This window comes from Oceanobacillus arenosus (assembly GCF_003369575.1).
In the GTDB taxonomy this organism is placed as follows: domain Bacteria; phylum Bacillota; class Bacilli; order Bacillales; family Amphibacillaceae; genus Oceanobacillus; species Oceanobacillus arenosus.
On the sequence record NZ_PIOC01000003.1, the window covers coordinates 201,942 to 215,784 of the forward strand.

General features: G+C 31.1%; 11 protein-coding genes. All 11 read right to left on the reverse strand.

Annotation, left to right across the window (positions count from 1 at the left end):
* Positions 1 to 922 precede the first annotated feature (922 nt).
* The gene (rfbB, locus tag CWR48_RS03335; protein ID WP_115771615.1) at positions 923 to 1,942 is read right to left on the reverse strand and encodes a dTDP-glucose 4,6-dehydratase; all 1,020 of its coding nucleotides are present in this window, start codon (positions 1,940 to 1,942) and stop codon (positions 923 to 925) included.
* Between the two features lie 39 nt (positions 1,943 to 1,981).
* The gene (gene rfbA / locus CWR48_RS03340) at positions 1,982 to 2,851 is read right to left on the reverse strand and encodes a glucose-1-phosphate thymidylyltransferase RfbA (RefSeq protein WP_115771616.1); all 870 of its coding nucleotides are present in this window, start codon (positions 2,849 to 2,851) and stop codon (positions 1,982 to 1,984) included.
* Positions 2,852 to 2,861: 10 nt separating this feature from the next.
* Positions 2,862 to 3,956, reverse strand: coding sequence for a DegT/DnrJ/EryC1/StrS family aminotransferase (locus CWR48_RS03345; protein ID WP_115771617.1), 1,095 nt, complete (start codon positions 3,954 to 3,956; stop codon positions 2,862 to 2,864).
* Between the two features lie 2 nt (positions 3,957 to 3,958).
* Positions 3,959 to 4,522 carry an acyltransferase gene (locus CWR48_RS03350; protein WP_115771618.1) on the reverse strand — a complete coding sequence of 188 codons (564 nt, stop codon included), beginning with the start codon at positions 4,520 to 4,522 and terminating at the stop codon, positions 3,959 to 3,961.
* A gap of 94 nt (positions 4,523 to 4,616) precedes the next feature.
* Positions 4,617 to 6,068 carry a lipopolysaccharide biosynthesis protein gene (locus tag CWR48_RS03355; protein ID WP_115771619.1) on the reverse strand — a complete coding sequence of 484 codons (1,452 nt, stop codon included), beginning with the start codon at positions 6,066 to 6,068 and terminating at the stop codon, positions 4,617 to 4,619.
* A 39-nt stretch (positions 6,069 to 6,107) separates the two neighbouring features.
* Positions 6,108 to 7,160, reverse strand: coding sequence for a TDP-N-acetylfucosamine:lipid II N-acetylfucosaminyltransferase family protein (locus CWR48_RS03360; protein WP_115771620.1), 1,053 nt, complete (start codon positions 7,158 to 7,160; stop codon positions 6,108 to 6,110).
* Positions 7,161 to 7,216: 56 nt separating this feature from the next.
* Entirely contained in the window at positions 7,217 to 8,314 is a 1,098-nt protein-coding gene (locus CWR48_RS03365; protein WP_170140682.1) for an EpsG family protein, read from the reverse strand.
* Between the two features lie 191 nt (positions 8,315 to 8,505).
* Positions 8,506 to 9,630, reverse strand: a complete 1,125-nt coding sequence (gene wecB / locus CWR48_RS03370) for a non-hydrolyzing UDP-N-acetylglucosamine 2-epimerase (protein WP_115771622.1) — start codon at positions 9,628 to 9,630, stop codon at positions 8,506 to 8,508.
* 3 nt (positions 9,631 to 9,633) lie between these two features.
* The gene (locus tag CWR48_RS03375) at positions 9,634 to 10,743 is read right to left on the reverse strand and encodes a capsular polysaccharide biosynthesis protein CapF (RefSeq protein ID WP_115771673.1); all 1,110 of its coding nucleotides are present in this window, start codon (positions 10,741 to 10,743) and stop codon (positions 9,634 to 9,636) included.
* 16 nt (positions 10,744 to 10,759) lie between these two features.
* Positions 10,760 to 11,797, reverse strand: a complete 1,038-nt coding sequence (locus CWR48_RS03380) for a polysaccharide biosynthesis protein (RefSeq protein WP_115771623.1) — start codon at positions 11,795 to 11,797, stop codon at positions 10,760 to 10,762.
* A 353-nt stretch (positions 11,798 to 12,150) separates the two neighbouring features.
* Entirely contained in the window at positions 12,151 to 13,362 is a 1,212-nt protein-coding gene (locus CWR48_RS03385; RefSeq protein ID WP_115771624.1) for a glycosyltransferase family 4 protein, read from the reverse strand.
* Positions 13,363 to 13,843 lie beyond the last annotated feature (481 nt).

The following is a 13,843-nucleotide window of genomic DNA, read 5'->3' on the forward strand; positions in this document are numbered from 1 at the left end:
AATTTTTCTTACAGAGCTTTTCCCATATCCTCAGGGTCCCACATAAGCATGTGATGGAACAGAAAAAAGTAGACCTATTTTGAATTGTTATGGCCATCGGTACTACGAAGAAAACAAAGGAATTTACACGATCCTATTCCAGCTTTTCTAGGTGTTATATCATTCGACGACACAATAAAAGCACTGACAGGGATTCTTTCTGTCATTATTGTCGAAAAGGGGCACGATTAACCATGATCTCTATCTCCTTTCTTCTATCCCTTCACCGTATCATCTGGTAGACCAACAATATTCACACCCTCCCTCTGGTAGCAATTGAACTTTCACTTGAGTATAATAGGCCATTCCTTTTAAACCAATAGACCGTACAATCGTTGCCACCCTTTATCGCTTTTTTATATAAGATAATGTATTAGAAAAGGAAAAACAGAACCCACGTTCGTTTATTCCGCTATTTTAATCCGAAGTTTTATTGTGGGGAGGATCTTACCTTGGCATTCCCTGGAACGATAATTCTTTTAACATCGCCATAAAATTTGAAGGCATAATGTGAATTGGAGCTGTTCCCAACAATCCCCTATTCTCTTCTTGCCATTTTAAGAGAATAGAGATATTGAATTTCTATACAGACCAGCACATCAGCCCTTCTAATTTGAGTTTTCGAAGCTCAATCCTTCAACTTGCTTGACTTTCGGCTATTACCAACTTACGCTTAAATACTTGAATCATCACTGGCCTTCAAGACCCGCTACGAGCGAATGGCTAGTTCTTGAGCGGCAAATAACCCACTATATGTTGCGCTCCATGTTCATCACATAGTCTTACCCCATAGATCTCTGTTCGTAGACTGTAGATTTAATGGTGTTTTTCCTTAAATGTATTTTTCTGTTAATTTCCCAAAAAATTCTTTTCAAAATAACACTTAAACGTTATATTGCTTCTCAAAATAATTCTGATAATCACCGCTAATAATTCGCTCCCACCATTCTTTATTATCAAGATACCACTGTATAGTTTGAGCTATTCCAGTTTCAAACGTATATGTTGGCTTCCAACCTAATTGCTCTAACTTAGTTGGATCAATAGCATATCGCTTATCATGCCCTAAACGATCTTTAACAAATTCAATTAAGTCTTCTGACTTACCTAATGCACTAATAATCGTTTTAACCACTTCTAAATTTGTTCGTTCATTATGTCCACCCACATTATAAACTTCACCATTTCCCCCCTCATGCATCACTAAATCAATTGCAGCACAATGGTCAAGAACATGTAACCAATCACGTATGTTTTTCCCATCCCCGTATACAGGAACCTTTTCATCATTTAACACTCGTGAGATTGTTAATGGTATTAGTTTTTCTGGAAAATGATATGGTCCATAGTTATTGGAACAACGAGTGATGTTAACTGGTAAACCATATGTTTCATGATATGAACGAACTAATAAATCTGAAGAGGCTTTACTTGCACTGTATGGGCTATTCGGCTGTAGTGGTGTATCTTCTGTGAAAAAATTTGTAGGATCAAAATCTAATTCTCCATATACTTCATCTGTAGATACATGAACAAACTTATCTATATCAATTTGTTTGGATGCATCTAGTAATACTTGAGTCCCTAAAACATTTGTCCGAACGAATACCTCCGGATCAGTAATGGAGCGGTCCACATGGCTTTCCGCAGCGAAGTGAACAACAAAATCAAAATTTTCCTTTTCAAACAAAGAATTTACAGCTTCACGGTCAACAATATCTACTTTTATGAAATGGTAATTTTCTTTTGACTCAATACTACTATGTTTCGTTAAATCGCCAGCATAAGTTAATAGATCCAAATTATAGATATCATATTCAGGGTATTTATCCACCATGTACTGAACAAAGTTACCGCCTATAAAGCCTGATCCACCAGTAACTAGTACTTTCTTATTTGACATTTATTTCACCTCTAATTTTATCTTATTCTTATTTTAACCCTAGATATTATTTGCAACATCTAATAAATATTTGCCGTAAGCGGTTTTTAATAAAGGTTGTGCTAAGTCTATTAATTGTTCTTTAGTAATATACTCTTTTCTATAAGCAATTTCTTCAATACATGCTATGTATAGTCCTTGTCGTTTTTGAATTGCTTCTACAAAGTTTGATGCCTCTAACAATGACTCATGAACACCTGTATCTAGCCAGGCTAGTCCACGACCTAAAATCTCTACCTTTAAGCGACCTTTTTTTAAGTAGTGATTAATAACTGAAGTAATCTCTTTCTCACCACGTTCAGATGGTTTAACATTTTTTGCAATCGCAACTACTTCATTGTCAAAGAAATATAATCCTGGTACGGCAAATGAAGATTTGGGATTCTCTGGTTTTTCTTCAATTGAAATAGCATTATTATTTTCATCAACTTCAACTACACCGTAAGCACGTGGATCATTGACATAGCATCCAAAAATGATACCACCTTCTTGTAAAGTTGCTGCTCTTTTTAACCTATTTCCGAAATCCGAGCCATAAAAAATATTATCACCTAGAACTAAAGCCACTGATGAATCTCCAATAAAATCTTCACCTATTACAAATGCTTCAGCTAAGCCATTGGGTTCCTCTTGTATCGCAAATTCTAATTTCATACCTAACTTACTTCCGTCCCCTAATAATTCCTGAAATACCACTATATCTCTAGGTGTAGAAATTATTAATATTTCCTTAATTCCCGCAAGCATTAATACTGATAACGGATAATAGATCATAGGTTTATCATAAACCGGTAATATTTGTTTTGATACTGCTTTTGTCAATGGATAAAGCCTTGTCCCGGAACCCCCAGCCAAAATAATTCCTTTCATGGTATACCTCCTACTTTTTTATGATTTCGCAGATTCTTTCAACTTCTTCCAAAGATAGATCCGAAAATAAAGGTAATGTTAATACTCTATCGGCTATATAACTTGCAATCGGTGTTTCTTGAATCTTAAAGGAATCCTGATAGCAAATAAACTCACTAGTTAATGGATAAAAATATTTCCTTGCATATATATTCTCATTACTAAGTTTCTCTAACACTACGTCTCTGTTATATTTGTAATCATCAAATACTACAGGAAAGTATGCATAATTGCTATTAATCCCGTCTTGTGGTTCGGAGAGTTTAATTCCTTTAATATCACCTAATAGTTCAATATATTTCTTAAAAACCTTTTTTCTTTTTTCTATTTCTTCATCCACATAATTAAGATTACATAGTCCCATAGCCGCTTGGAATTCATTCATTTTAGCATTACCAGCGACATAGTCAATTGATCCTTGACTGGTGATACCAAAGTTCTTAAGTACGTTTAAAGTATCTTTTAAGTCAGAATCTTTGAAGGCTATTGCTCCACCTTCAATTGTATTAAAGACTTTTGTGGCATGAAAACTAAACATAGAAGCATCTCCATAATTTGCAACGCTTTCTCCATTAACAGTAACTCCAAAAGCATGTGCTGCATCATAAATAACTTTGAGATTATGTTTTTTTGCAATTCTTTCTATCTCATTTACATTGCAAATATTACCGTAAACATGTACAGGAATAATTGCAGAAGTCTTCTCCGTTATCAATTCTTCAATAGATTCTGTTTGTATTGTGTAATCTTCAGGATTGATATCACAGAATACTGGTGTTAGCCCTTTTCTGACAATAGCATGTGTTGTAGATGCAAAAGTAAATGGAGTGGTAATTACCTCACCAGTTAATTCAAGAGCCTCAATAGCTATTTCTAATGCTAAATGTCCGTTGGTAAACAAAGACACATTAGGAACCATTAAATAATCTCTTAGTTGTTTTTCTAATTGGTTATGTTTTATCCCCATGTTAGTCAACCAATGGCTATCCCATAAATCTCTTATTTCTTCAATATACTCCTCAAACATTGGCATGGATGAGCGAGTAACTTGTATTGGATTTTTCATTATTATAAGAGCTCCTTCTTAAATTTTTCTTCCAAGAGAAGTAAGTTTTTACTTCTTTCTTTAATTTTTCTAAATGGGATACCTGCATTAATACTCCAAGGCTCCGAACTTTTATTAATAAGGGTCATTGCACCAAATGAACTTCCTTCTCTCAATCTCACTCCTGGTAAAATTACAGACCCCGCCCCTATTATTACATGCTTTTCAATTATAACTTTTTCACTTTGGATATTTTTATATTTATCTGGAATCATGGGATTAGTCATTGTTTCACCGGAATAATCATCACTTATTGAATATATCGCTATTTTAGAGGATATGTTTGCATAATCACTAATTTCTATACCATTTTCCCCGCCATATAGAGCAGTATGAGCCGCAATATGAATATAATTTCCAATGGTAATTTTTCCACTTAGAATACAGAAATCGTCGATTCGAACATTGTCTCCAATTATCATATTATTGGCCCCATAGATTGATGCTTTTTTACTTATGAAGACATTATCTCCTAGATATGCAAATCGTAATTCATTTAATTCAGCATAAGTATAAAAACTGTTCAATTTTATCATTCCTTTATAATGTTTTTCGCTTTAGTTTAACCGAAAAATTAATGGTATTATCAGTTCATATTTTACTAGATAACCTAAAAATTAACTAATTTTTCCTTTTGAGAATTTCCTTTGCCGTACTAATTAGATAATTATAACATTCAAGTCTAAATAGTTTCGCTAACCCAATGTAAATAATTACTCCAAAAAATATTTGTAATAACAGAGTTAACAAAGTCCCTAGTTCAAAAAACTTAATAATATATACTAATATCCCCATCACTAAAGATAAAATTAAAGATGGAACTATGTCTTTGAATTGCTCAGGAATAGAATAATTAATTATCTTAGAATTCGGAAAAGCATTAATAAAAGTTGATATTATACTAGTAATTAAAACTCCTATAGCGATCGCGTAGACGCCAAATGGTATACTTATTCCTAAAATTATCAAACCAACGATTTTTTTAATAATTTCTAGCTTTAAAAATACATCGCTACGTCCAAGTGCATTAACAGCTTGCAAATTAGCTGTATGAATTGGCCATAATGCGAAAGAGACACAAAAAATCTGTAGAAATGGAACTGCTGGTAACCATTTATCTGTCAATACAATTTTAATTAACGGCTCAGCAGCAATAGCCATTCCAACCATCATTGGAAAAACTATAAAAGAACTTGTAACTACAGATCTTCTAACAATAACCTTGAATTTCTTTTTGTTATCCTGATAAGATGACAAAGTTGGAAGCATTACTGATTGAATAGATCCATCTATATTACTAACAATGAGTTTTGGAAATTGTTCTCCTCTATTATAAAATCCTAATGTTGCAGAATCATACATTCTTCCAACAAATAAACTTTGTAAGTTTTTGTATAGTATATCTATTAAATTGGAAACTAATAGTTTCCAACCAAATGAAAAAAGACTTTTAACTCTTTCTATTGAGAAAGTTAATTTTGGACGCCAATTAACTGTAAACCATAAAATTACCATTATAGATAACTGATTTGATAATTGTTGTCCTACTAAAGCCCAAACACCATAATTATTATATGCCATTCCTATGCCCACTATAGCAGAAATAATAACGGCCCCCAAACTACTAGTAAATAATTTTTTGAATTGCATATTTCTAGAAATAACTGCAATTTGTATAGAATTGAATGCTCCAAAGAAGAGGATGATCGATAAAACTCTAAGAACAGAAGTTAATTCTGTTTCCCCAAAAAAAGAAGCTATAAATGGTGCAGTAAAAAAAAGAATTATATATAATATACCTGCCACCAATAAACTTAAATAGAAGACTGAAGAAAAATCAACTTCATCTGCATCTTTTTTTTGAATAAGTGCCATATTAAATCCACTTTGAACAAAAATTCCAGCAATAGAAATAAAAATTGTTACTAGTACAATTAAACCAAATTCTTCTGGTAAAAGAATACGAGCTAGCACAATAGTCACAATAAATTGAATCCCTTGTGTTCCACCTCGCTCTAATAGTTTCCATAAAAGAGAAGTAATAACATCTTTTTTTGTTACTTCATGTCCCATTCAATAAACTTCCTTTTGAGCAATATATTATTTTTCGTTCTAATCATTAAAAATTGGTTCCCAAATACTTACAAAATAATCTTCACTAAAAACTTTAGTAATTTTCTTTTGATTGTTTACACCAGTTGAATATGCGAATTCGTTAAAATTAAACTTTTCAATTGCCAAGAAATCATTCATTTCAATATTAAACTTTTCTTTAAAATGTAGCCACATTGACGTATCAGATCTAATAAAAACCTTTTTATTCAAATACAAAAGTGCATAGATATTCCCTAATGCTTGCTGCCTGTCATTATTGAAGATTGCAATATCAATATTATTAAGATAATTGCTATATTCTTTTGAAGGTAGAAATTCGGTTAAAGGAATAAACTTATCCCCAAAGATTCTTTTCCCTTCCTCAATTATTAAATTTACATAAGTTTTATTTCCGGCATATGATAAGGGTACATAAATAATTATGTTTTTTTCTCTAAAACGTGCTAATTTGTTTAACGCTTCAAGATGATTATTTGTTGGATCTGCAGAATTTCCAATCTGTATAATCAGTTGCTCTTTTTTTCTTTCACTTAGTGGAAGGGTGTCTAAATTTTTTTTTGATATTGGAGTTATATAAGCTCCATGATGATACATTCCCTTTACACCATACCATTTTTTTGCGAGATCATAGTCTCCCTTAACTAGAGTCACTATGTGTCCAAATCTTTTAATTATAAATGCTCTTAAAAATTCCTTTGATTTGGCCTTTATGCTTTCACGTGCTTTATTATAGTCATATAAGTCTTTACCCCAAATAATCCAATAACATTTTTTTAGTAACCATGGCTGTAAAAATAATATTACCATAATCTTCGGACTAAATAGGCTATGTAAAAATATCCGATCAGCTTGATTCAAATATCTTAATAATAGTATAAAATCGAAAGGTTGGCTGTAAAAGTATTTAGTATTTTTAGATTTGCTTTCAATTACAGTATTTAAAGTTGGAATAACTGCGAACTGATGTTGTTTTAAATTAAAGTATTTATTTACGAAGTTTATATAGGGTTCAGTAAACTTATCATTATTTAAAATGTGAAGGTTTTTCATGATTTTCTCCCTTAAAGTGTATTAAACGTTACCTAAATCTAATAATATTTAGCTTATCAATATATAATAAGAACTATATTATAGGCAATTAAATAGTATATAAATAAAAGAAATACGTATATCTGATTTCTTTGCTTAGAATAACTAATTATATAATACATTAAGAGAAAGTTACCAATAGATAAAAGAAAGTCCATACGATAACCCGCAATTAATGATCCAGTTGACATAAGAAAGACCGATATTAAAGTCCCCATGATTTGTGCTTTTAACAAAATAGAAATAAAATTATCTTTCACATTCATTAATAATTTCAAACCAAAAAGGGCAATTAAAATATTTAACACCACTGGCATAATCATCATGAAATTAAGTAAAGTATCTTTAATTATATTTTCTGATGAAAACTCGCTACTGACATAAAGTTGTGCTTTTTCAATAAATGCAAATTCGCTATCTGTAAAAATAGGTATGCCATTTGAAAGTGCACCTTTTAATAATGTCCCAGATAGAAATGCCACAATTAAAAAAAAGAGATATCTTTTAGTGGTCCACTTAATTTTAAAGAATGGCAAGATAGCGAAAATAACTAAACTAGAATAGTGAAAAATACTTGCCAATCCAACATTTAATAAAGTGCGCAATTTTTTCCTTTGTGCAATTGCTAATAATGCAGATAAATATAGTGCAGCAGCAAAAAAGTGCCTTATTATATCCATTGGTCCTTTAAGAAGGTATGCAAGAAGAAATAAAGTATAAATTAATAAAATGTTCTTTATTTCCGCTTTATTCACAACATAAATTATAAGAAAGATTGGAATCAAAAAAAACACAAAAAACATAGCTCGATAATCTAATGATAACGACTTTAATATTGAAATTATTAACAAAAAACCAGGTTCATATCGAGAACTAAATAATTCTAAAAAACTATATTGTGAAAAATTTATTATGTCCTGGTTTATAAATATTCGCTGATAAGAAGTCGTATCTGTACCAATTGATCGAATAGAAGCAATTATTGACAAGGGTAATAGGCTAACAATCACAATTGAATATTTTACATATTTATTAAAATGTGATTCAAAGGGTACTAACAAGGCTATTAATATAATAATAGAAATTATTACTAGATAGTTAACTTCTGTGGTCAAACAAACACCTTCTTCAAATAAAAATATATGTATAAAGTGAGTAATTCGTTATTAGTTTATAATTGGAGTAACTACTCCCTTCTACATATAGAAAACCATTGAATATTCTTACTTATATTAAAAATTCCTTTGTAAGTATTCTTATGGTTTTAGAGGTAGTGGTAATTGTGATACGGTTAATATTCACACTATTATAATTTCCAGACTACTCTGTTCACATAATCGGTATATGATAAAATAATTCTTAAGACTTTTTCTGAAACATTAGGCATACTGTAGTCTCGAACTAACCTTAAAGTTTTACTTTCCTGAGATTCCAAAACTTCTAGTCCCTGTAATATTCTTTCCTTTCCTAATCCAACCATCATAACTGCAGCTTCTTCCATGGCTTCTGGTCTTTCATGGGCTTGTCTTATATTAAGCGCTCTAAATCCAAGAATAGAAGATTCTTCACTAATCGTTCCACTGTCACTAAGAACTGCTTTCGCTTTTATTTGAAGTTTCACATAATCATTAAACCCTAAAGGTTTCATAGTTTTAACTAATTGATTGAACTTTATTCCTTTAGCTTCAATCATTTTTCTAGTTCTAGGATGTGTACTTATAATAATTGGCAGATTATACTTCTCAGCAATTGCGTTTAAACTATCAACTAAATCTAAAAAGTTAGTATCTGAATTAATATTTTCCTCTCTATGAGCTGATACTACAAAGTAGTTTCCTTCTTCTAATCCTAACCTATCTAATACAACTGATTTCTCTATATCATCTTTTCTAGAGTTTAGAACCTCGAACATAGGGCTTCCTGTTTTAATCACTCTATCAGATGGGAGTCCTTCTCTAAGAAGATATTCTCTTGCAATATCACTATAGGTCAAGTTGATATCAGCTGTATGATCAACAATTTTTCTATTTGTTTCTTCCGGTACTCTTTGATCAAAACAACGATTACCGGCTTCCATATGGAATATAGGGATATGTTTTCTCTTTGCTGCAATGGCACATAAACAGCTATTTGTATCACCAAGTACTAAAATAGCATCTGGTTTTACTTCTTCCATAATAGGATCTATTTTAATTAAAATATTCCCAATAGTTTCTACTGCTGTTCCCGTAGCTGCGTTAAGAAAATAATCTGGTTTTTTCAATTTAAAATCCTTAAAGAATACTTCATTTAATTCGTAATCATAATTTTGCCCTGTATGAACAAGAATATGTTCAATAGCATTTGATGCATCTAATTTATTTATTACAGCTGATAGTCTTATTATCTCTGGTCTTGTACCAACTACCGTCATGACATTTAACTTCTTCATTAATTATACCTCCACGAAATAAGTATCTGGCTTTTCTGGATCAAAGCATTCATTTGCCCACATTACAGTTACGAGGTCATTTTCTCCTATATTTACAATAGAGTGTGTATATCCAGTAGGAATATCGACAACCTGTAATTTTCCACCACTTACTCTATATTCGGAGATTTCTTCTGAATCTATCTTTCTAAAGCGAATCAGACCTTCTCCACTTACAACTAAGAATTTTTCATTTTTAGTATGATGCCAATGGTTTCCTTTAGTAATTCCAGGTTTTGAGACATTTATAGAAACTTGCCCTCTTTCAGCAGTTCTCATAAATTCTGTAAATGAACCTCTATGGTCAGTATTCATTTTAAGGTCATAAGAAAACTTATCTTCTGGTAAGAAGCTTAAATAAGTACTATAAAGTTTCTTAGTTAGAGCATCTTCCATATCAGGAATACTTAAATCCGTTCTGCTTTTTTTGAAGCTTTTTATTAAATCTGCAAGCTCTCCAAGTTTAATATTATGTGTCACGGGAACAAAACAATATTGTTCTGTTCTCGTTGGTTCTCCCACTAGGGCACTCATAAACTCCTCTAATACATCATCTATATAACAAAGGTTTAGTTCTGCATCTGGGTTATTTACTTGGATATCTAAATCTCTAGCTATATTATGACAATATGTAGCTACTACAGTATTATAGTTTGGTTTACTCCACTTACCAAATAAGTTTGGCAGACGGTATACATATACTTTTGAGCCCGATTCCTTGGAATAATCAAATAACAAATCCTCCCCAGCCTTCTTACTTTGTCCATAAGGATTATTTCTTTCAGCTTGAATTGAGGAAGTAATAAGAACAGGAGCATTATTGTTATGTTTCTTTAATAGTTCTAGTAAATGTGCAGTTAAATCAAAATTATCTCTCATAAATTCAGCTTCATCTTTTGGTCTATTGACTCCAGCTAAATGAAAGACAAAATCACATTCTTTTGTATAATCTTCAAGTAATGAAGAATCGCTTTCTCTAGTAAACGTCAATATTTCATGGTAACCTTTATTTTCCAGTTCAACGATGAGATTTTTCCCTACAAATCCATTTGCACCTGTAACAAGAATTTTCATCAGTCCATCCCACCTTTTAATTAATTGTGTGATTCTTTTCATTCCATTCTTTTAATTCCTTTTGCACATATTCTAATTCAATTAATTTTCGTTTAATTTGTTCAACAGTTAGAATTTCTGTATTATCCGAATTATACTCTTCTACTGAGGTGAGATTTTCATCGCCATCTGCAAAATACTTATCATAGTTAAGGTCTCTTTGATCTGCAGGAACTCTATAGAAACCTGGTAAGTCTTCTGCCTTTACATATTCTTCTTTTGTAAGAAGTGTTTCGTAACGTTTTTCTCCATGACGAGTGCCAATGATTTTAATTTCATTCTCAGCATTAAATAGTTCTTTAACGGCTTGTGCTAGGTCACCAATTGTACTAGCTGGCGATTTTTGAACCATGATATCTCCTGCAGCAGCATTTTCGAAAGCAAATACTACTAATTCAACTGCCTCTTCTAGACTCATAAGAAATCTTGTCATATTTGGATCAGTAACAGTTAAAGGTTTTCCATTTTTAATTTGTTCAATAAATAATGGAATAACTGATCCACGTGAAGCCATAACATTTCCGTATCTCGTCCCACAAATAAGTGTCTTATCTGGATTAACTGTTTTTGATTTAGCAACAAATACTTTCTCCATCATTGCTTTTGAAATTCCCATTGCATTTATTGGATAGGCGGCCTTATCTGTAGAAAGACAAATCACCTTTTTCACACCATATTCTATTGCTGCAGTTAATACATTATCTGTGCCATTGATATTTGTTTTTACAGCCTCCATCGGAAAAAACTCACAAGAAGGTACTTGTTTTAGTGCTGCTGCATGAAATATGTAGTCAACGCCGTGCATCGCATTTTTCACACTTGCAAGATCTCTTACGTTACCAAGATAAAATTTGATTTTATCGTTGTTATATTTTCTTCTCATATCATCTTGTTTTTTTTCATCACGAGAAAATATACGGATCTCATTTATATCTGTATCAAGGAATCTTTCCATTACTGCATTACCAAAAGAACCTGTTCCACCAGTTATAAGCAAAGTTTTATTATTAAACATAGAAACATCTCCCTTTTTAGGTCCTTGATATAATAGAAATTTTACTTTAGTATTTCAGTCTAAATCTATGTTCCTTCAATAGCTGATAATTTGTTTGACTTAATTTTACTGATATCACTCTAATATCATTCTTCAAAGGTGAAATTACATCTAGACTGAAGAAAAATTCTATTTATACAAACTAGCATTATAAAAATCATATTTTTCTATTAAAAACTTAATCATACTTAGTTAATAGCGAGTAATCCATATTTTTCAGATTTAAATTATCTCTCATACCAAACCTACTTTTTCATAAACATCAATAATAAATAGTTTCACCGTGGATTACCTTTTTACACAAATTAATCTATCTATAATAAATCGTTAATTTCTTTTAACAATGCAGTCATTGCATATTCTTTTGTATGGTTTTTAATTGTGCATTGATAATTGGAAAGACCTAATTCTTCAAGATATTGTTTATTGTTTTTTAATTTTAAAATTTTCCAAGCCAACTCTCTTGAATTATTGGGTTGAAAAGTTAATCCATTTACTCCATTTTGTACAAATTCACTTATGTGAGGATAGTCAGCTATAATAACTGGCTTTTTTTGTACTCCAATTTCGAAAACTGGTCTTGCTTGATGTGGTTGCTTCATTGGAAGAATTAATATGTCACTTGCTCCAAAAGCTTTTGAAATGTTAGGTTGAACACCTATAAATTCAACTTTTTTTTCTAGTCCATTTTGAATAATGTATTGCTTAATAGATTTCGAAAATAAAATAGACTTTCTATGTTTAACTATATTAGGTAATGACTTATAACTTTGATATTGAATATCCCCCAAGTCTTTACCAGCTATAATTAGCTTAATATCTTCATTTTTCAGATGCTTCATAGCTCTTAGAGCGATATCAATACCCTTTAATTCGTTTATCCCACCGACAAATAATACATTAAAATAATTAGAAGAAATATTAAACTTCTCACATGCCGCAACTTTTCCTAACTCATCTTTATAATTATTAATTTCCAAGACATTTTTTGAAACGACTTTCCTAGCCTTTTTTAATCCAGATTCTTGTAAATCATAATTAGAGATAAATGATACTAAACTAAAGTCCTCTAACATATCTTTCATGAATCTATTCATATTACTTTTTGGATTACCAAGAATTGTTTCTCTAACAAAACAAACCGATTTTACGTTATTTTTTTTAAAAAGTTTCCCCATCCAACACAGAACCTTTGAATTAACAATTACTAGATCCGGCTTTTCCTTTCTAATTATTCTATTCCAGTAATTTATCTGAAATATCGAATGTAGTGCATGGTACCAAAATCGAGGTTTAAATAAGTTATTGCCTCCACTATAATAAGTTAGTTTACCTAATCTAAATGGAAATACTTTCGGGTTTAACCCCTTATCTTTTAGAAAATTCAAAAATTCAGGCGGATCATCGGTAATATAACCAACAACCTCGTATTTCTCCTCTAATACCTTCCAAATATTATAAAAGCTTACGCTTGCTCCTCCTATTAATCCAGAGTGATGTATCATTAATATTTTTTTTTTCTTCAAAATTTATCCCTACTCCCAAAATAATTTATAGATATCAATGCCTAAGCTACCTCCTGGTATGGAAATTAGAAATTAAAGGAGTGGAAAAAATAACACATGAACTTTTGCAGCAATTTGTAAATCTCTTTTTTACCCCATGTATAATATCAAGGGTAAGAATTGTGTTATGAAACATAAAGTAGTATGTTATTCTTCCAATAATGACCATTTTTAAAGCCAAAGAATAACAAAATATGAATTCTCCATTGTGTTTCTTTTCAATTCCTTTTGGCCAAAAAAGCAAATACGTTATCCATGGATGTCCTTCTTAAAGGTCATCAAAAAAAGTAATAACTAAGGGATTTACACTAATATTTGGTTCTATATCTAAGTACTTACGCTTAGATAACTTTCAGGACTAATGTACGTTATCAGCAAGAATATTCATTTTCTAAATAAGAAAAGTACACAAGTAATACCGTTAACGATAAAGCCTTGTTTC

Excerpts from the sequence above, each read along its gene's own strand:
- rfbB (WP_115771615.1), bottom strand. The coding sequence starts at position 1,942 with ATGTCAAATAAGAAAGTACTAGTTACTGGTGGATCAGGCTTTATAGGC.
- rfbA (WP_115771616.1), bottom strand. The coding sequence starts at position 2,851 with ATGAAAGGAATTATTTTGGCTGGGGGTTCCGGGACAAGGCTTTATCCA.
- CWR48_RS03345 (WP_115771617.1), bottom strand. The coding sequence starts at position 3,956 with ATGAAAAATCCAATACAAGTTACTCGCTCATCCATGCCAATGTTTGAG.
- CWR48_RS03355 (WP_115771619.1), bottom strand. The coding sequence starts at position 6,068 with ATGGGACATGAAGTAACAAAAAAAGATGTTATTACTTCTCTTTTATGG.
- CWR48_RS03360 (WP_115771620.1), bottom strand. The coding sequence starts at position 7,160 with ATGAAAAACCTTCACATTTTAAATAATGATAAGTTTACTGAACCCTAT.
- wecB (WP_115771622.1), bottom strand. The coding sequence starts at position 9,630 with ATGAAGAAGTTAAATGTCATGACGGTAGTTGGTACAAGACCAGAGATA.
- CWR48_RS03375 (WP_115771673.1), bottom strand. The coding sequence starts at position 10,743 with ATGAAAATTCTTGTTACAGGTGCAAATGGATTTGTAGGGAAAAATCTC.
- CWR48_RS03380 (WP_115771623.1), bottom strand. The coding sequence starts at position 11,797 with ATGTTTAATAATAAAACTTTGCTTATAACTGGTGGAACAGGTTCTTTT.